The organism is Alterotamlana spongicola (assembly GCF_035818475.1).
Taxonomy (GTDB): Bacteria; Bacteroidota; Bacteroidia; order Flavobacteriales; family Flavobacteriaceae; genus Cognatitamlana.
Map to the genome: position 1 here is coordinate 14,580 of NZ_JAYMGV010000003.1, position 19,888 is coordinate 34,467.

The following is a 19,888-nucleotide window of genomic DNA, read 5'->3' on the forward strand; positions in this document are numbered from 1 at the left end:
AATCAATAATTATAAATTTTAAAAACAATGAACAAATTAAGAAAAATGAAAACAGTAATTCTTTTAATAGCTGTAGTGTTTGCAACAACATTATCTACTTCATGTAAAAACGATGATGATGGCAGTGAACCATCTATAGTAGGGACTTGGTTTATAGAGTCCGGTGCTTCTGAGCATTTCATTAACGGGACTTCACAAGGGATAGAAAACGACGTTGTCGATGCTAATAATTATTGGGAATTAACTTTTAAAACCGATGGTACTTTTACTGACATCTATGTAGAGGATGGTATGTCTGAAGAAAATACAGGAACTTATACAGTAGACGGAAACACAATATCCTTAATTTATAGTGGAGAACCAGAACCCTTCCCAGATGATTCTTATAGTTTAAACAGCAATGAACTTACATATTCTAATGTGGAAGAATCTATGAGTGGGACTGATAACATTAAATACGTCCATATGGTTACTTTCAAAAAACAATAACAAAAATAGTACTCGGGTGTAAATTGTTTTTTGCATCCGAGTACTAATTACAAACATAGAATAACTTGAATAGTATCCGTCATTATATCACTTATTTACTAGCTCTCATTTTTGTTTTTTTAGGTTTGGTAGATGGCATTGCGCAAGATAGTTTACCAACTGTTAAAATACTTTCCCGCGTACAAAAAAATCAAATTTTATTGCGCTGGGCTGTGGACGATGCCGTAGCCTGGCAAAAAACAAATACGAGTGGTTTTATACTGGAAAAGTATCTGTTTTCAAAAGATGGTAAACGTTTGTCGCAACCACAAAAAATATGGCAAAAACCCATAAAAGCAGATCTACTGGAAACCTGGCAGGAAATAGTTGAGAAAGACAACTATGCTGCCATTATTGCCCAGGCACTTTATGGTGAGAGCTTTTTAATAGAAGGTTCTCAAGGGGAGCTTGCAGATATTGTAAATCTGTCACAAGAAATAGAACAGCGTTTTTCATTTGCATTATTGGCTGCCGATATGAGTTTTGAAGCTGCAACCAAAGCGGGCTGGGGCTATACCGATACTGATGTTAAACCAAATGAGCGTTATGTCTATAAAATTAAATCGGCGCAACCACAAGATCAATTGGCTATTAAAAGTACTTCTGTTTTGGCTGGATTAAGCGCCTATGAGCCTTTACCGGCCCCTATAGACCTGCAAGGGGTTTTTGGAGATAAAAATGTAATTCTTACCTGGGAGTATGAACTTTTTAAAAGCATTTATACCTCCTATAATTTAGAGCGTTCAGAAGACAACAAAACATTTATTCCCTTAAGTAATGAGCCTTTGGTGAATCTTAATGACAAGCCTAATGCACCTGCCAAACGCATGTATTATATAGATTCGTTGGCACAAAACAATAAAACCTATTATTATCGAGTAAATGGTATCTCACCTTTTGGAGAATATGGAACATATTCCGATACTATTTCTGGGGGTGGGCAACCTATATTGCCTTTCACTCCAAAGATTAGAGATTTTAAATTTACCAAAAACCCCAATGAAGCCATTATCATTTGGGAATTCCCGAAAGAAGGCGAAGCAATCACAGCAAAATTTCAACTGAACCATGCCGAAAAAGATGCAGGGCCGTACAAGGTAGTTGTAGATAATATACCTCCAACACAAAGAGAACTTATATATTCAGAATTAGAACCTTCCAATTACTTTACCATTACCGCTGTTGGGAAAACACCCAAACAACAAAAGACATCGTTTAGCACATTGATTCAACCTATAGACTCTATGCCACCTGCTATTCCTACAGCCTTAGAAGGGCATATAGACAGTTTAGGAATTGCACGCTTTAACTGGAAACAAAATGAAGAAAAAGACATTTTAGGCTACCGTATTTTTAGAGGGTTTACAGAAAAAGAAGAACCTTCTCAGTTAACGGTTTCTCCAATAGTAAGCAATGAATTTGTAGACACCGTTGAAGTAAAAAATCTAAACTCTAAAGTATACTATCAGGTGGTGGCAGTCGATAAACGTTTTAACCATTCTGATAAATCTGAAGTTCTGGTATTAGAAAAACCAGATGTGATCCCGCCAACAGCTCCTGTATTTTCTAATTATAACGTTGAGCAAAGCAAGATAAAACTTACCTGGATAAATTCTTCAGAAGAAGAAGCCATACATGTGCTCTCACGTAAAAACATGACAGATAATAGTGAATGGCAAGACATTTATAAAGTAACAGATACCATTCAGCAATTTACAGATGATACAGTAGATACCAATAAAACCTATCGCTACCGTATAAGAGCCATAGACAACAGTGGGTTAGAATCTTTGCCTTCCACACCCTTAACTATTCATGTTATTAATCTAACACCTCCTGATCTTATTAAAGAAATCAATTTTAATGTCTATAGAGAAGATAATTATATAGAGCTGTTTTGGCGCGCAAATGATAATAACATTGCCGAATACACCATTTACAAACAGGAAAATGAGAAAGACCCCACCACCTGGCGTATTGTGCCTGTAAACATAAAACGACTGGTAGATAAAACTGTAAACCCCAATCAGGTCTATACCTATCATTTTAGAGCGACCCTGAGCAATGGAAAGTTTTCTATAGTTAAAAAGGTGGTTGTTAAATTTTAAGTTATGAAGAGATTATTATTATTGTTTGGGTTTTGTTTTTCATTATTGACTAATGGTCAAACACAGGTTTATGAAATAAAATTAAATTTTTCGTTCAAAGTTGATAGAAATGTAAAAAATAGTACAGACTCAAATATGAGGATTATTTTATACTACTCTGATAATTCATCTGAACAAGTATATTATAGGGGTATAGGAGATGATACGTATCAAGCTCCCACAAACATAGTCCTCTTAAGAAATGAGTCACCTATTAGATTTCATATTAGAGGGTTTGTAAACTTTAGCAGCACTGGAAATGCTAATTGGGATGATAATCTAAATCTTAATAACGGTTGCTTAGCTCAAAATCGTTTTACCTATAATCACAGTGGATTTCAAAATGATAGAATTGATTTTGACTATTCATCAACACCTATTGTTGATATGATACAACCAACTAACACCCTAATTGGATATGATGATCTATTTTCTGCTACGGTTGAGTCTAACTCTTCAGGATTTGATGATAGTGTTTACGAGTGGGAATATCAAGTTGTTGGTGAAGGTGAAATTTTGGATGTAAGAAATTGGAATGATTTACCAAGTACTACAACCTTAGGAGAAAAAGAAATAAATATTAAACCGTCATCATTTCTAAGTACTGATGCTATTGGTAAAGAACTGTATTTACGTATTAACCCGTGTGGGTTAAATAGATTTTATTACCGATTTCGCAGAAGAAGATGGGTTGAAACATTAGATTTAGATCCTGTTTTTTTCGAATTAAAACCCTCCGCACCTCACATTGACATTCAAAATGAGACTGATTCCCAGTGTTATAGTAGCGATAATGGAAGTGCTAGAGTTTATCTTGATAGAGAAGTAGAAGATAATGAAATATTTGGTTTAGAAGTTGTTCTAGACGGGGGGCTTCCAAGTAATTATAATAATTTAACAAAGGATGATTTTGATGCCAACAACTCTTTTTTATTACAGGATTTAGTTCCTGGCAACTATTCTATCCGTATTTTTAATTCAAATTATTATACAGGTTCTCCAACACATACCGATACATTTACAATCAACCAACCCACCCCCGTAGAATTCTCCACTACAAAAACAGATGTTTGGTGCCATGGAGGTAGTGATGGTACCATAAACCTTTCAGCTAGTGGCGGCTCAGGAACTTATGAATATCAAATAGATGACAGAACGTGGGTTGCCTTTGCTACAGGAGCAAATCATACTATTACAGGTTTATTACCAAGAAAGTATGAGCTAAAAGTAAGAGATTCCAATGGTTGTATTGCTAAAGTAATTCAAAGAGATGGTGGTGGACAAATAGTAGGTTTGGGTGCAGAAATTATACAAACCATAGATATAAAAGAACCCGACGCACCCGTAGCAATAAATTTTGTATATCATGAAGACCCTACAGCATTTGGCTTTTCCAATGGACGTATCAGGGCACAAATTACTGGTGGTACATCACTTGCTGACGGTACCTATAATTATACATGGACACATGAAAACGGAACCACCTGGACAACGTTTAGCGATATTGTAAATACAGACGGTTGGTACCTTACTTTAGAAAATGCCATAGCAGGGACTTATACTTTAACTGTAACGGATGCCAATTATATAGACGCTACAGATACTTCCGGATGTACCATTATAAGTGCAAACTTTACCTTAAATGAGCCTCCTTTATTAGAACTATCACTTGCAGAAACCAATACCATTTCCTGCAATAATACCAATACATTCGGTGACCCTTGGAGCGATGGAGAATTAACTATTACAGCTATTGGTGGTGTGCCATTTGACCCATTAATTGACGGACAACACGCCTATATTTACACTTGGAAAAAGAAAGATGCTTCAGGAGTATATCAAGTAATTACAGGTGAAAATAGCAATGTATTATCTAATATAGATACAGACGATTATGCCGTAAATATTGAAGATGCCAATGGCATTATTATAGGAACCTACGCTAATAATGTTTTGGTAACCCCTACAGATGAATTATATACGTTAAATCAACCAGATTTATTACAAGTTACGTTAAGTAAAATAGATGTGTTTTGTAACGGGGGAAATGATGGCAGTATAGATGCTACCATTACAGGAGGCACAGGGAATTATACTATTTCGTGGAGTAATGGAGCAGTGACAGAAGATATTAACACTTTAACAGCAGGAACATATACTATTGAAGTTACTGATGAAAAGAGTTGTCAGGCTCAGGCAAGAATTACGATCCAAGAGCCAGAAAATCCATTAGAAATTAATTATACCGCATTTTTTGAACCCACTTTTTCAGGAGCAACCAATGGCTGGATAGAAGCAACCGTTACCGGTGGTACACCTTTAGATTCAGGAGCTTACACTTATTTTTGGGAAGATGCTAATGGGACAAATTTAAATGCACAAGTAACCGAAGTTATTAATCCAACAGGTTATGTGATAAAACTCAACGACCTCGGAGCAGGGATTTACAATTTGACTATTCAAGACAAAAATTATCCTTTAGCAATAAACGCAACTAATTGCACGATTATAAATAGTGACTATGAGTTATTTGAGCCAGAACCATTAACAGCAGAAATAGAATTACATACTCCAATTTCCTGTAATAGTACCAACACCTATGGCAATCCCTTTAGTGATGGTTCTTTAGAAGTTATCGCAGAAGGCGGTGTACAATTACAACCTACAGACAACAACGGCTTGCCTTACTATTATACGTGGAAAAAAGAAACGGGCCCTGGTGTTTGGACGATACTAACAACGCAAACTACCAATATAGCTACCAATTTAGATGCGGGGAACTATGCTGTAAATATTGAAGATGCCAATGGAATCATTATTGGTGTTTATATAAATAATGTATTGGTAAGTGCTACAGATGTTACCTACTTATTCGAAGAACCCCCTTTATTAGAATTAAGCATAGAAAAACAAGATGTGTATTGTTTTAATGGAAGTGATAGTTGGGCCAAAGCCATTATTACAGGAGGTACACCACCTTACACTGTCTTATGGAGTAATGGAGATACAACCCAACAAACGTCTAATTTAAACCAAGGTATTTATGATGTAGCAATTACTGATAGTTATGGCTGTCAAGTTTCTGGAAGCATACAAATTAATCAACCTACCGAAGCCCTAAGTATTAATTACACAGCTTTTGCCACACCAGGTATAGGAGGTGCATCCGATGGTTGGATAGAAGCACAAATTACAGGAGGTACTGATTTTGCAAATGGTAGTTATACTTACTACTGGCAAGATGAAGCAGGAGTAATTTTAAATGCACAAACAACAACAAGCACGGTTAGCGGTACATTTCAAATACGATTGAACCACATTCCAAAAGGAAGTTATTACCTAACTATTGAAGATGCTAATTTCCCATTAGCAGCTACAGTAGATGGCTGTACCATTATAGATGATGAGTTTATACTTTACGATCCTATTGAAGCAAGCATAAGTATACATACACCAATTTCATGTCATCAAGAAAATGTATTTAATAACCCGTTTTCAGATGGAGCACTTCAAGTAACAGTAACTGGAGGCTTACCTTTTGCTACTGGACAACCCTATAGGTATTATTGGAAAAAAGAAAACAGTGGTGGCGGTTTTGATGATTTAAATCAAAATTCTGATATTGCTACAGGATTATCTCATGGAAATTACGCTTTAAATGTAGAGGATAGCCGTGGCGTAGTTATTGGTGTGTATGAAAGTTTAAATCTAATTACTGCAACCGATGTTCTTTTTGATTTTATAGAACCTGAATTGCTGGAAGTTAGTCTTACTGTCACCGAAATTTCCTGCGGTTCCGGAAATGATGGTACTGCTACAGTAAATATTATAGGAGGCATAGCACCGTATGAAATACAATGGTCTAACGGACAAAGTACAACAACTGCTACAGGTTTAATTGCTAATAATTATGTAGTGTACGTTACCGATGCGCGTGGTTGCCAAGCGTCAGGGAGTATCACCATTGATCAGCCTGGTGGTTTAAACATTGCAATAACAACACAAACAAACCCAACTTGTTTTCAAGGTAATGATGGAGGTATCTCTTTAAACATTACTGGAGGTATAACACCTTACACCTACTCTTGGAGCACAGGAGCAACTACTACTAGCATAAAAAATCTTACACAGGGAACTTATATATTTTCGTTAACAGATGCTAATGGATGTATGGCTTTTACAGAGGTTGTATTGGAGCATCCCGAAGAAATTACCATTGATTTAGGAGCAGATAGAACCTTATGTTCATCTCAATCGCATGATTTAGATGCTAGTATTTCAGATCCAAATGCAACATATCAATGGGCATCCAATAATGGGTTTAAAGCAAATACAGCTCAAGTTTCTGTTTCAGAAGCAGGAACTTATCAAGTTACTGCAACGTCATCTTTAGGTTGTATAGCAACAGATGAGATTGTCATTTCAGTTTCAGATACAGAAATAAATACCGAGTTTTTGGTAAGTTCTCAAGCCTATATAGATGAAGATGTTATTTTGTTAAATGTAAGTAACCCATTAGGAGAAACATCACAGTGGAATATTCCTGATAACGCCACCATAATAGATGAAACACAAACCACAATAACGTTACGCTTTCCAGAAGTTGAAACTTATCAAATAGGACTTATCGCTACACAAGGTGATTGCTATCAAGATAGCTATAAAAATATCGTGGTGGAGCAACGTACAGGGTTACCAAATGCAGGAGATGCAGAAAATCCGTTTATAGAACAATTTACCCTAACGCCAAATCCAAATAACGGACAGTTTGAATTGTATATAGGTTTAGTAGAAGCAAGCCCTATAGCCTTGCGGATTTTTGACAATCTAGGAAGTTTTATCTTTTCTCAACCTACATTAACAACAACGAATGTATATACCATTCCTATAAATATAAGTTTATCAGCAGGGGTTTATTTAGTGGTTTTAGAAACAGCTCAAGAAACTCAAATAAAACGATTAATTGTAGAATAGTAAACGGCCTTAGAGCAATAGGGTGGTCGTAAAGAAGTAACATAAAAACCGGGGCAAGCTTCGGAGTATTAAATCTCGATTATCGAGTAATATTAAAAGAATGCATAGAGTTTTAAATAAAACATGGGGGATTGTAATAAGTATTATGGTGTTATTTACCGCTTGTTATGAAGAAACTGCGACACCAGTCAAAGCCAGTTTTAGCACGTCATTTGTAGGAGCAGACGAGTCAGTTCCTGTCCAAGTAAGTATAACAAACCAAAGTACAGGTGCAGATACTTTTGAGTGGATGTTTGAAGGTGCTGAACCTATAAGTTCTACAGAAGAAAACCCCGGAACCATTATATACAACACAGCGGGAACTTATACTATTGTATTAACAGCCTCAAATGTAGATGGTAGTACCCATACCTATCAAAAAGAAATTCCGGTAGTCGATGGAATTGCTATTAATTTTTCAACAGAAATTATAGAAAGCAATTATCTGCCTGTTGAAGTGATACTTACTAATAATACAAATGGTGTAGGCCTGACTTATAATTGGACATTTGAAGATGGAGCACCTGTAACTTCAACAGAACAGCATCCTTCTAATGTTATTTTTGAAACACCAGGCAATCACTTAATTACATTGGAAGTGTATAATGGTTTTGAATCATTTTCAGAAAGCACTACGATTAACGTTGCACCAGATATTGAAGCCATTTTTGATTGGAAAGTCGATTTTTTTGATGATGATTACCAGGCTCCAGTTACCATTACTATGACCAACAGCTCTATAAGTGCGACTTCGTACACGTGGACATTTCCCAATGGAACACCAGCAACTTCTACCAATAAAATACCAACAGTTACCTTTAATATGCCAGGAACCCATGCGATGTCTTTAAAGGCTGATAATGGCAAACGAACAAATACACTAACGCATGACATTACCATACTGCCAGATACCAATTTAAGAACCTTTTCAGATATAGAATTAGGTGTTAACACAGCACATAACAGCAATGTAATAGGCGCTTTCTTGTCAACAACCTTACGAGAAGTTTTTCAAGCAGGTGAAGTTACTACAGATAACGGTGCCGAAATTGACATTGCATTTTTTGGGCTCAACAGCAGTTTTAGTTTTAACAAATTTATAGCACCTGATGAAGTTGCAACCAATGGTTTTATAGCCATTCCGGATGCGACACACACTAAATTTATCAACTCACAAGAAATCTGTGGTTGTGCTGCTAGTTTAACAGTCGCGCAATTTGATAGCATAACTGATGATACACTTTTAGATACTTTAACCATTACAGAAACAGCAAATGGATTATTGAATTTTGATAATAGTGTATTGCCAAGAGTGGTTTTGTTAGAGACAGCAGATGGACGTAAAGGTGCCATTAAAATAAAAGGCTATGTAGATGACGGACTTAATTCCTACATTATTTGTGATATTAAAATACAGAAGCAGTGATTCAGTAAGCAGCAGGTAGTGTAAATAAGTAGACAGAAAAAAAGATGTACAAACAGTTAAAAGCATATAAAAAAGCATTTGAATTAGCGATGAAGATTTTTGAAATCACAAAATCATTTCCAAAAGAAGAACGCTACTCATTGACAGATCAAATACGTCGTAGTTCACGTTCTGTTTGTGCCAATATTGCCGAAGGATATAGAAAACGGATCTATCCAAAGCATTTTATAGCAAAATTATCAGATGCAGATATGGAGAACAGTGAAACTAGTGTTTGGTTGGATTTTGCGTTGGCTTGTACATACATAACAAAAGAAGCAAAGGAAGAATTACATAATAAATCCGAAGAAGTTGGGAAACTACTAGGCTACATGATTCAAAACCCTGAAAAATTTAATAGCAAATGAGTAGTGTTTTAAAGAAATATCTGTTTTTAATTACCAATACACTCTATATAGCAAATCGCCTACTGCCTACTGCCTACTGCCCACTGCCTACTGCCCACTGTTTACCGTCTACTACCAACTGCCCACTGCTTACTGCCTACTGCCTACTGCCCACTAAAAGACTGCTAACTGCAATCAGCCTACTGCTATTCTGCCAACTGGTAACCGCTCAACGCTTTCCAGTACAAGTCAATCAGTCTATCATGCCGCCCTATAACACCAAATTAAATAGTTATACAACATCTATAGATGTAAAACTACGCTTGTATTTAACCATGACAGATGTAAATGTTAGCAACCGTCAAGTCCGTTTAAAACTAAAAATACAAGGGCACGGCATAAATGTACAATCTGTAGACTTTGTAACAGGAGCACCATTTATTTTCTTAAACGGAGGCATACAACAGCAACTTACCAATATAGATTTAGCACCCTATTTCCAGTTAAACAATTTAGTAGGTATAAATCCGCAACAATACAATCAACCATTACCTGATGGCACTTATAAAATATGTTGGGAAGTTTACGACTTTTTAACAGGACAACGTATCTCAGATCCCAATATGGGCTGTTCAAACATCTTATTATTATTGAATGATCCACCATTACTTAATGTACCCAATCGTGGTGCTCAACTCACCGATATAAAACCAACCAATATTATTTTCCAGTGGACACCGCGTCATGCCAATGCTACCAATGTGAGTTACGAGTTTGAACTCCGGGAAATATGGGACACCCAAATAGATCCCCAAGCAGGATTTTTGGCATCATCACCATATCATACCGAAACCACCTTTTCAACCACCTTATTATATAATATAAGCAAGCCACAATTATATCCGGGGCGTACCTATGCATGGCGCGTACAAGCAAAATCTACCACAGGGTTAAGTGAAAACTCAGTATTCAGGAATAATGGCTATAGTGAGATTTATTATTTTAAATACACCAACACCTGTTATCCACCAACCTATAGATTGGCAGAACCTTTAAATACAGGGCGCGTAAAAATAAGCTGGCAAACGCACCCCGATCATAATAAATATCACATACAATACAGAAAAGTAAGTTATACCCAAGAAACCGATAAACAACGCGAAAAGCGAGAACAAAAAAACAAGAAACGCAGCAAAAAAGGCCAAAAAGAAAAAGGCTATACCTCTAAAAAAGAAAATCACGAATGGTTTGAAGTGTTTTCATATAACAACCAAACCCAAATAGGTAACCTACAAGCAGGCATTACCTACGAGTTTAGGGTAGGAGGAAGTTGCGATGCTCTGACTGATCAGAATCATTATTATACCTACAGTACACCCAACCAGTTTACCATGCCAAAGGCAGATGAAACCGTAAGTTATAGTTGTGGGATAGTACCCGAAATAGATATTGCCAATACCAACCCTTTAGGTAATTTAGGAATAAACGAAACCTTTACGGCTGGTGATTTTCCTGTAACGGTAAAAGAAATACAAGGTAGTAAAGGTGTATTTAGTGGTAAGGGCTTTATTGTAGTACCGTATTTAGCAGATACCAAAATAGCCGTAGAATTTAGCAGGATTAAAATAAATACAGACTACCAACTATATGATGGGGTTGTAAAAACGACGTATGATCCTAATTGGAGCAGTGTTGAGAGTGTAGATGATATTATAGATGAGGTTTTTGGAGGTGATAACGATTCAGGTATAACCGATGGTAATACTAGAAATGATAACTCAAATTTAGATGAAAATGCAAATGATCAGAATAACTCTGGTAACACGAGTTCAAATACTGATGATAACACAAATGTTGATAACATTGGTAATAATGATTCAAATACCACTGATACCAATATTACCAATTCCTATACAGATACTTCTAATAATACAGACTCTTCAAATACTGGAACTAACACAAGTTCTTCTGGGAACAATTCATCAAACACCGGCAACACTGAAGTGGTAATAGTGTATGAAAATAAAAACTATAACGATGGGGATGTTATAGAAGTTGAATACCATGAAGAGAAACCTCATTTTGCCCTTTTATTAAAAAACTATCCTAAAGATGCTACGTTTAATTGGCAAGTTTTAAAAGGAGGAACAGACAATACATCGGCCTACGCAACTAACGAAACCATGCATGATAATTTGGGTATAGATATGAAAAAAACACATATTCTAGATGTCGTAGTCAATTATAATGATAAAAAAATACAGGTCACTATAAAGCGAAAATCCAAAGAATTTAAACTACTAGAATTGTATGCTTTACATAACCAAAAGCGATTAGCCAAATCTGGAGAAACCTTGTATTTAATAAATCCACCATCCCTAACTAAAGATGTTAAAACAGTTAAATATGGTTTACATATAGACCCAAAGTTAGAACTCAATTTAATGCCTCCAAGCAGTATAGAATGGTCTTATGATGGAGAAAGTCAATATTTTTCAACTGCAAAAACAAATGTAACCAGAAGTTTAGAGGAAAGTGATAATATTATAACTACTTCGGTTAATGCTGGCAATCCTAATGCACTTGAAAAAAGTGTAGATGTGGAATGGGTGGACGAATATAAAGAAACAAAAAGTTATGCAAATAAAATAAAAAACTTTTTAAAGTTTTTCAAAGTAGTTAATGAGGTTTCTGATGTTGCGAGTACTGTAATGCCATGTCAAGCTGATTTTTTTAAGAATTTTGACAAAAAAATAATCTTTAAATGGATTAATTTTAATCGAGAAGATAATATCTCAAGACATATTTTAGAGACTAAACGTTTTCAATTTGAAGCTGCTGCCGATAATATTATAGAACTAAAATGTGGTAAAAGATTAGCAGTTTCTGTTTTTGGATATAGTTTGGGTTTAGGAGAAATTTATGCGCAATTAGGAGCTGGATTAAATGTATCTATTTTGAAAGATGAAATATTTTATCATGAAGGAAACCAATTTAAAGAAAAGAAAATTTTATCAAATGGAGGAATAAAAGTAAAAGGAGAAGTAGGATTAACAATTGGAGGTGGTGTAAAAGATGATGAAGGTAACCTTATTGTTGGAGTTGTAGGAGGTGGAAAAATTAATATCACAGGAGGAGGGAAAATTGAATATCCTTACAAGGGGAATAAGCATGAAATATTAGGCAGATTATATATTAATCCTCTAATGTATGCATTCACAGCAACTGTTAAACTAGGTCCTTTAGATAAAGATTTTACATGTTCAGATATTTTATGGAATATTAGAAAAGTTAAGGAAGTAATATATAATATGGAAACCGATGAGTTTAGGGATTAAAATATTAGTTAGTGGACTTTTTTTATTATTAAGTATTCCACCACTATTCTTCTCTTGGCTCTTAATTCGTTCTGAATGGAATGAACATATTTTGTATGGAGATATAGAACACGCAATAGTTAAAAAAATAGAGGTTTCTAATAAAAGTGGTTCTTCGGCTGGATTTGGAGGCGATGCAATATTTGACTTTAAAATTATAAGCAAGGGTAAATTTGAAAACTCTCCATATTCAGCTACAGTTGATATGCCTAATCCGGAGATTAAAATAATATCAGATTTTATATCTAATGTCCAAAAAGAGGATACCATACAAGTGAAAATTTTGAGTAAAACTCAAGCAAGAGTTCTCAAATGGAAATATTTAACTATTAATAAATCAATAAATTATTGGGGGAAATTAGGCAAATGGATAGTTATAGTTACTTTATTTTCAATTGCTGTTTTTCTGCATTATAAAACAATTAAAACAATTAAAATAATTCAAAAATGAAACAAATTACACTTATACTTCTTATTACAACATCGTATTTATCAAGCTATGGGCAAGAGCAACAAGTGGATTGTGCAAATACAATTAGAATTAATCAAATCACTAAAAATTTTAAAATATTTAAGTATCCTGAAAATTTTAAGATAGAGAAATTGAACAGCTTTGATAAAGTAAAGAACAAAAGCCCTGAACAATTAATGAGATCTGTTATATCTGCAACAAACTTGGATTGGTATAATTTTAACAGAGAAGAAAAAAAACAAAATAGTTCTCAAGATTTTGCATATATAAAACAAGTTAGTCCTGAAGCTTACTATGTGAAATTATTATACAAAGTTTCTTTTGAAGCAAGCGGTTTTAAATATGCAATTATTAAATACAACTTACTTGATAATAAAAAACCAGTATTAGGTTACGCAGAAGCAATGAAGAAAAGAGGCGAAAGGTGGTTTACTACTTCAGAAGAAGAAATAAGTCAATTTTCATTTTTCATGATAATGATTGATACAAAATATATTGATAATATTTTTAACAATACTAGATCAGATAATTCAAATTTAAATCAAATTTTAAATTTAAATCAATTTAATGGTATTATAAACATTAATGATGTACTCAATGATTTACAAAAACAATTAACCGAGAGTAGAGGAAATTTAAAATCAATTTTAGACCCTAATAGATTATTTAAATAGCATTATGAAAAAATTATTACTTATACTATTGATGTTATTATTTGTAAATACTTATTCACAGATTAATACTGAAGGTAAAACTGTAGAAGGTCATTTTTCTTATGGATTGAATAGTGTTTCATATTGTAATTTTTATGAATATAAAATTTATAAAAACACTGAATTGAAAGAAAATCCTTTTCTTCAAGAATTACAAAATAACTATAAAGATTCAGTATTATTTACATCTCAAGATGCTTCAGGAAATTATTTAAAAATTAAATCAGTTTTAAAATTTCTATGGAATGATGAGAACGTTATTTGTATAAATTTTAATACAGTGAATAACCATGGTGAAAAAGAAAGCCAAATCTATACTAATATATCTTCTTTAAAAATAATACAAGAAATTAAAGAAGTTTTAAAACTTTCTAATAAATCTTTTTGGCAATTTTACAACAATGAGAATAACTCTAAGTATCCAGAAATAAATAAACTAAAGCCATTAGTAAAAGATGCAAATGGTATTCTAAACATAGAAAAACTAGGTAAAGTAATTAAAGAAAATAAAGATTCCTTATCAAAATATTTAGACGAGTAAAATTGTACAAAACCAAGCTGCACATAATAATTTTAATTGCCGGGAGGTTGGGCATCTAAAAAAAACAATTTCTTCTATTGAAGAATTAAGAAATGATTTAGCTGTTTTGGTTGATTAGAAAAACCCCTTCGCTAGTGCGAGCGTCCCGCTCGTGACAATATGAGTAAGAAAGTGGAGAAACAGAATATAAAATGAATAGAAAGTATAAATTCCCTGCTAAACTAAAATAAATGAGAAAATTATTGATTATTATTTTTCTAGTATTTGCTTTTTTTTTCATATCGGCAGATGTATTGACAGGATTTAAGTATTCAAAAACTTTATATTATCTATGCTTTGACTATTCTAAAAATTTTGAAACGAAAAAGTTTTATATTAAGTATCAGTATTCAGATATGGTTAATGACCATGTTACGACCAAAGGAATTCAAATAATAGGAGGGTATTTGGATGATTCAAATAAAATAAGAAAATTAAGATATCCATATAATATTTTAGAAAAATCAAAAAAAACAGATAAAAAGAATAGAAACTATTTTGATGTTTGGTATAAAAAAGACATTGATAAAATTATAATAAAAACAGATAAAATAAAAGGTATAAGCTATAGAAAGATATTTATTCACCTTTTATTTTATCTAGGTTCTATTCCTGCAATAGTTTATTTAATAAGATTAAGCAAAATTAAAAATGAAGAGAATAATAATATTTAGCATTTTATTTATATGTGTTAATACAATAGTATTAGGACAGGGTTTTATTGTAGAAGTGAATAGGGATATTGATATTAAATATCAATTATATTCACCTCCATTAAGAATAAATCAAGTAGAATCTCAAAAAGAAATAAATTATTCTAAAATTGAAGGTTTATTGCAGTCGTATTTATCTGCTGACAATTTAGAATGGGCATTAAGTGATTATTTTGTAAAGCCTAAATCCATTTCAAGAAACCAAGAACATTTTGATACTGTTAAAAAATATGAAAATGAGGATTACATTCAACTAGAATCTGCCTATTTATTTAGACATAATGAAAGGGAGTTTGCCTATGTAAAATATTCTATGATTTTTGAAAAATTGCCTTTTCCTTGGGTAAGTCTATTAGTTTTAGAAAAAATAAATAATCGATGGTATTTAAGTAAATTAATTAATCAAAACCAAATACTTCTTTTATTAGGAAATACAACTCCGCAATTTTTATTGCAGTGTTTTGATAAAGAAAGTAAAGATAAAAACATTTCAAAGATCATCTCTGAATCAACTGTGAATAATATAATATCGATGAGACGATTATCATTAAGTATAAATGATTTTGATAGCAAATTAAAAGAAAAATTCTATGATAATAGATCTTTTAATGATACTCTAAAAAATTCAGAAATGCATTAATTAATTCTCCTTTAAAAGAATATCAATTTACAGTAAGTCATCCTTTTTTGGTTGATAATTTCAAGATTGAAAATTATAATAAATCTTATAAAGGAATTTTAAAAACAGCAAAAACAGTTATGAGATTTAAAAACACACCCGAGTTATTAATACTAGACCCTAGTACCCCTGTAGATTTTATATCTAAAGTTGTTATAAATTATAATAATGGAAAATCTTATCTAATAAAATTTAGAAAAGAAAAAACTAATAATATTATAATTATAAACGAGATAAATGATTCTTTTTTTGTTGAAAATAAAAGTCTTTTTAGAAGTTTTTCAGAAATTTTAAAAAAATATAAAACTTCATTAATAATAGATTCCTTTTCTAATTTTAAAAGGGAATATATAGGTAGTGACGGAGGGGTGAATTTAGATGAATTAATAACATTTATCAAAAAAAATGAATAAGCTTAAAGGGGAGTAAAGAGTTGAATAGCTCAAAGTCGGGAGACTTTGCGGAGCTGGTTAGCTAATTTTTTTAAAAGACCTTAGCAACCTTGATATACTTAGAGAGATGACGGGTTTTGGAAATGAAGTTATGTTACTTTCTAAAGAAGGATATTTGTATAATTCAACCTCAAAAATATTTATAAAATGATTCTTAAATGCGGTTTTGTTACCAACCCAATAGATTGGAAATATAGTAGCGTAAGGAATTACCAAGAAGATCAAACAATTTTAAAAATAGATATATGATAGTAAGTAATAATAGGCTTAGTATGTTTAACGGCACAAGCGTGACGCTTGCGCTACAGGGGGGCTATTATTAAAATTCCAAAAGGTGAAAAATTAGCCGTTGGTAAAGTAGGTTCATGGCCAGTAAAAGCTCCTGAATTTATGGGTGGAGCTGATCAAGTAATTATAAGTAGATTTGATTTTCCCGAAAATGTTTGGGTAGAAACTATCAAAGATTTAAAAACAGGTAAAATATATACATATGGTGAATTTCGCCTACAATTTCCAAACTTATGCGTAAACTAAGAACTGAACTGATTAAATTAATAGCCATTTTCGAATACTTAATATATATCGAGAATTTTGGAGCGAATTAGAAATAGGAGAATGATGAAAAAGAAAAATTTAATACGAGTCCAAGTTGTACTTATAACACTTCAGGTAATTTCAATATTTTTTTTATTCTGGTATGGCGGTAAATTTTATTCTTACCATAACTTATTAGAATATGCAGATAGGATGGAATCAAAAGAAATGGTTATCGATTCCTTTTCCACAAGATCAAGAAATGCAGGGTATTCTGCTACTGCTCATGGATATATTAATCAAGAAAAGAAGAGTTTGTCATTAGGTATCATTCCTCGTCATCAAGAAAAAGGTATTGGGGTGAGTTTGGGTGATACACTTTTGGTTTGGAGTGCAAAAGGAATAAGTGGTGTAAAAATTAGAAAATCAGATGAAAAGGAATTTAATAAAAAAAAATACGAAAGGTCTAATAGGAATACAATCATATTTGTGTTTATTCCGATTTTTATAATTTGGGTATTTGAACGGATTGTCACAAAAAAAATAAAGCAACTTAAAAACGAAACTAAATGAAATATAAATTTATACTGAGTATAATAATATTCTTAACCTCTTTTCTTATTAATGCTCAGGAAGACAACGGGGTTAGAATAATTTTAAAGGCATCCCCCTGCTAGCGCGAGCGTCCCGCTCGCGACAATATTAGTAATTGGGATAGAAACAGAATATAAAATGAGAAGAAAGTATAAATTTCATAACAAACAAGGTGCATACTTTATAAGTTTTGCAACCGTGTAGTTATAAAAAGCCATATTAAAAAGTTCACCTTACCAGTGAGAGCCCCTACTCGTGATGAGGTGAGAGAAAACAGTTAAAAGAAAATAAACAATGAGTAACTAATATAAATTCCATATAAAATAAAAGATACCAAATATTAATTTTGAAACTTAACCTCACACAAAAAACACTACCAGTTGTTTTACTATGCTTATTCTCTTTAGGAATTATAGCTCAGGATTTAGAAAACATAGGCAGTAAAACGGTAAATAAAATAAAAAACAGCCCTTTAAAAATAAATGGAGGCATTTCAACTAATAGTGTTTTTTTTAATAGTAACGGGCGTAGCTCACGAGAACCATTTACCTATTTTCTACAAGGAAATTTAAATATAGGGTGGCTTACCTTTAGCATGCCACTTAGTTATAGTTTTTCTAACCAGGGTAGTAATATAAGTTATGAAACGCCATTTAAGTTCAATAGACTAAGCATTCACCCTAAATACAAATGGATACAAAGTCATATCGGAGATGTGGCTATGACATTTTCTCCCTATACCTTAAGCGGGCATCAATTCACAGGAGGGGGAGTAGAACTCACACCAGAAGGCTCTTTTAGTATTAGTGCTATGGTTGGTCGTTTACTAAAAGCTACTGAAGATGATGGGCAACAACAAACGTTACCTGCATTTGAGCGGATGGGTTATGGTACAAAATTAGGATGGAAAAAAGAAACCTATAAAGTTGGGCTTATAGGTTTTTATGCAAAAGATAAACTAAACTCTATTATAGTAGTACCTGATGATAGGAACATTACACCTAAAGAAAATTTAGTAGTTGGGTTAGATGGAGAATTAACTATTGCAGAAAACTATACCATAAAAGCAGAGTATGCCTCTACAGCTATTACACAAGACACAAGAGCAGAAAATAGTGATGAGGGGAATGGTTTGGCAAGTTTACTGTTTAATAGTAAAGGTTCTACAGAATATTATGATGCCTATAAATTAGGTTTTGATTTTCAATTGGATCAAATGAAAATAGGTTTGGCCTATGAACGAATAGATCCAGGATATGAAACTCTCGGAGCTTACTTTTTTAACAATGATTTTGAAAACATTACATTGAATGGTTCGCGTCCCTTATTAAATGATAAGTTAAACCTATCATTTAATGTAGGGTATCAGCGTGATGATTTAGAAAATCAAAAAACACAAGCAACTAGTAGATTGGTTGGTGCCGTTAATGCAACATTAAAAGTCACAGACAAAATCATGATTACTGGGGCATATTCTAATTTTTCTACCCATACCAATAAAAATTTAAATCAATTTGATGATATAAATGATAGTGATCTTACCGATGAAGATTTAGAAGCATTAGATTTTAAGCAGCTCTCTCAAAATGCCAATATAAATGTCAACTGGGTATTGGTAGAAGGAGAAAAAAACAGTCAAAATTTGAATTTAAATTATAGCTTAGCATCATCGGCAAATGAGCAAGCAGGAATTATACGTGTTGGACAGGTAAATAATTTTCACAATGCAAATGCGGTATACACGATTGGATTCCCCGAAAAGAGTTTAAACATTTCTACGTCATTAAATTACACATACAGTGATATTGGTAGAGATAATAGCAATGCGTACGGAGGTGCTTTAGGTATTAGTAAAAAGTTTTTTGAGAACAAACTCAACTCAACATTTGGAATAGCTTATAATACCAATAGTAACAAAGCAATAAAAACAGGTGTTCTTAATTTTAGAACCAATGTATCTATGGTTGTTGCAAAAAAACATAATTTAAATCTAAATGCAGTTCAAGTATTTAGAAGTGTAACCAATCAAGATGCTTTAAATGAGGTAACAGTGACTTTTGGTTATGCCTATGCCTTTGATATTGGTAAGCCCAAGAAAAAGAAGTAATAAATCTCAATCGATACTCAACCCTTTATACAATTCTATAACAATATATACAAACACTCTAGAATATCAAGAGGAGTTTAAAATACTTTTACTCAACAACTCCAATGAACTGATCTCCTACCTAATTAGCACGCTGTAAAACAAAAAATCCCGTAAACATTGAAGTT

General features: G+C 32.9%; 15 protein-coding genes. All 15 read left to right on the forward strand.

Annotation, left to right across the window (positions count from 1 at the left end):
* The first annotated feature begins 27 nt into the window (after nucleotides 1-27).
* The 15 genes from VOI54_RS14320 (at nucleotide 28) to VOI54_RS14390 (ending at nucleotide 19,721) form a co-directional block, all read left to right on the forward strand.
* Nucleotides 28-489: a lipocalin family protein gene (locus VOI54_RS14320; RefSeq protein ID WP_326283570.1), complete on the forward strand. Its 462-nt coding sequence runs from the start codon at nucleotides 28-30 to the stop codon at nucleotides 487-489.
* A 65-nt stretch (nucleotides 490-554) separates the two neighbouring features.
* Nucleotides 555-2,636 (forward strand): fibronectin type III domain-containing protein, encoded by a 2,082-nt coding sequence (locus VOI54_RS14325; RefSeq protein ID WP_326283572.1) that lies wholly within the window; start codon nucleotides 555-557, stop codon nucleotides 2,634-2,636.
* Between the two features lie 3 nt (nucleotides 2,637-2,639).
* Nucleotides 2,640-7,649, forward strand: a complete 5,010-nt coding sequence (locus VOI54_RS14330; protein WP_326283573.1) for a T9SS type A sorting domain-containing protein — start codon at nucleotides 2,640-2,642, stop codon at nucleotides 7,647-7,649.
* Between the two features lie 100 nt (nucleotides 7,650-7,749).
* Nucleotides 7,750-9,114, forward strand: coding sequence for a PKD domain-containing protein (locus VOI54_RS14335; protein WP_326283574.1), 1,365 nt, complete (start codon nucleotides 7,750-7,752; stop codon nucleotides 9,112-9,114).
* A 44-nt stretch (nucleotides 9,115-9,158) separates the two neighbouring features.
* Complete coding sequence (locus VOI54_RS14340; protein WP_326283575.1) at nucleotides 9,159-9,521, forward strand: four helix bundle protein; 363 nt, start codon at nucleotides 9,159-9,161, stop codon at nucleotides 9,519-9,521.
* 242 nt (nucleotides 9,522-9,763) lie between these two features.
* Complete coding sequence (locus VOI54_RS14345; RefSeq protein ID WP_326283577.1) at nucleotides 9,764-12,838, forward strand: fibronectin type III domain-containing protein; 3,075 nt, start codon at nucleotides 9,764-9,766, stop codon at nucleotides 12,836-12,838.
* Nucleotides 12,822-13,328, forward strand: a complete 507-nt coding sequence (locus VOI54_RS14350; protein ID WP_326283578.1) for a hypothetical protein — start codon at nucleotides 12,822-12,824, stop codon at nucleotides 13,326-13,328. Before VOI54_RS14345 ends, VOI54_RS14350 begins: the two co-directional genes overlap by 17 nt.
* Entirely contained in the window at nucleotides 13,325-14,023 is a 699-nt protein-coding gene (locus VOI54_RS14355; protein ID WP_326283580.1) for a hypothetical protein, read from the forward strand. The genes VOI54_RS14350 and VOI54_RS14355 overlap by 4 nt, the downstream gene beginning before the upstream one ends.
* 4 nt (nucleotides 14,024-14,027) lie before the next feature.
* A complete protein-coding gene (locus tag VOI54_RS14360) occupies nucleotides 14,028-14,603 on the forward strand; it encodes a hypothetical protein (RefSeq protein ID WP_326283581.1) in 576 nt (191 codons plus the stop codon).
* 230 nt (nucleotides 14,604-14,833) lie between these two features.
* The gene (locus VOI54_RS14365) at nucleotides 14,834-15,316 is read left to right on the forward strand and encodes a hypothetical protein (protein ID WP_326283583.1); all 483 of its coding nucleotides are present in this window, start codon (nucleotides 14,834-14,836) and stop codon (nucleotides 15,314-15,316) included.
* Nucleotides 15,294-15,995: a hypothetical protein gene (locus VOI54_RS14370; RefSeq protein ID WP_326283584.1), complete on the forward strand. Its 702-nt coding sequence runs from the start codon at nucleotides 15,294-15,296 to the stop codon at nucleotides 15,993-15,995. Before VOI54_RS14365 ends, VOI54_RS14370 begins: the two co-directional genes overlap by 23 nt.
* 47 nt (nucleotides 15,996-16,042) lie before the next feature.
* The gene (locus tag VOI54_RS14375) at nucleotides 16,043-16,447 is read left to right on the forward strand and encodes a hypothetical protein (RefSeq protein WP_326283586.1); all 405 of its coding nucleotides are present in this window, start codon (nucleotides 16,043-16,045) and stop codon (nucleotides 16,445-16,447) included.
* A 336-nt stretch (nucleotides 16,448-16,783) separates the two neighbouring features.
* Nucleotides 16,784-17,020 (forward strand): hypothetical protein, encoded by a 237-nt coding sequence (locus tag VOI54_RS14380; protein ID WP_326283588.1) that lies wholly within the window; start codon nucleotides 16,784-16,786, stop codon nucleotides 17,018-17,020.
* Between the two features lie 81 nt (nucleotides 17,021-17,101).
* Nucleotides 17,102-17,593 (forward strand): hypothetical protein, encoded by a 492-nt coding sequence (locus VOI54_RS14385; protein ID WP_326283590.1) that lies wholly within the window; start codon nucleotides 17,102-17,104, stop codon nucleotides 17,591-17,593.
* Nucleotides 17,594-17,960: 367 nt separating this feature from the next.
* A complete protein-coding gene (locus tag VOI54_RS14390; protein ID WP_326283591.1) occupies nucleotides 17,961-19,721 on the forward strand; it encodes a hypothetical protein in 1,761 nt (586 codons plus the stop codon).
* The last annotated feature ends 167 nt before the right edge of the window (nucleotides 19,722-19,888 follow it).

Bases quoted from the DNA above. Each gene is read 5' to 3' on its own strand.
- VOI54_RS14320 (WP_326283570.1), top strand. From the start codon at position 28: ATGAACAAATTAAGAAAAATGAAAACAGTAATTCTTTTAATAGCTGTA.
- VOI54_RS14330 (WP_326283573.1), top strand. From the start codon at position 2,640: ATGAAGAGATTATTATTATTGTTTGGGTTTTGTTTTTCATTATTGACT.
- VOI54_RS14335 (WP_326283574.1), top strand. From the start codon at position 7,750: ATGCATAGAGTTTTAAATAAAACATGGGGGATTGTAATAAGTATTATG.
- VOI54_RS14340 (WP_326283575.1), top strand. From the start codon at position 9,159: ATGTACAAACAGTTAAAAGCATATAAAAAAGCATTTGAATTAGCGATG.
- VOI54_RS14345 (WP_326283577.1), top strand. From the start codon at position 9,764: ATGCCGCCCTATAACACCAAATTAAATAGTTATACAACATCTATAGAT.
- VOI54_RS14350 (WP_326283578.1), top strand. From the start codon at position 12,822: ATGAGTTTAGGGATTAAAATATTAGTTAGTGGACTTTTTTTATTATTA.
- VOI54_RS14355 (WP_326283580.1), top strand. From the start codon at position 13,325: ATGAAACAAATTACACTTATACTTCTTATTACAACATCGTATTTATCA.
- VOI54_RS14360 (WP_326283581.1), top strand. From the start codon at position 14,028: ATGAAAAAATTATTACTTATACTATTGATGTTATTATTTGTAAATACT.
- VOI54_RS14365 (WP_326283583.1), top strand. From the start codon at position 14,834: ATGAGAAAATTATTGATTATTATTTTTCTAGTATTTGCTTTTTTTTTC.
- VOI54_RS14370 (WP_326283584.1), top strand. From the start codon at position 15,294: ATGAAGAGAATAATAATATTTAGCATTTTATTTATATGTGTTAATACA.
- VOI54_RS14385 (WP_326283590.1), top strand. From the start codon at position 17,102: ATGATGAAAAAGAAAAATTTAATACGAGTCCAAGTTGTACTTATAACA.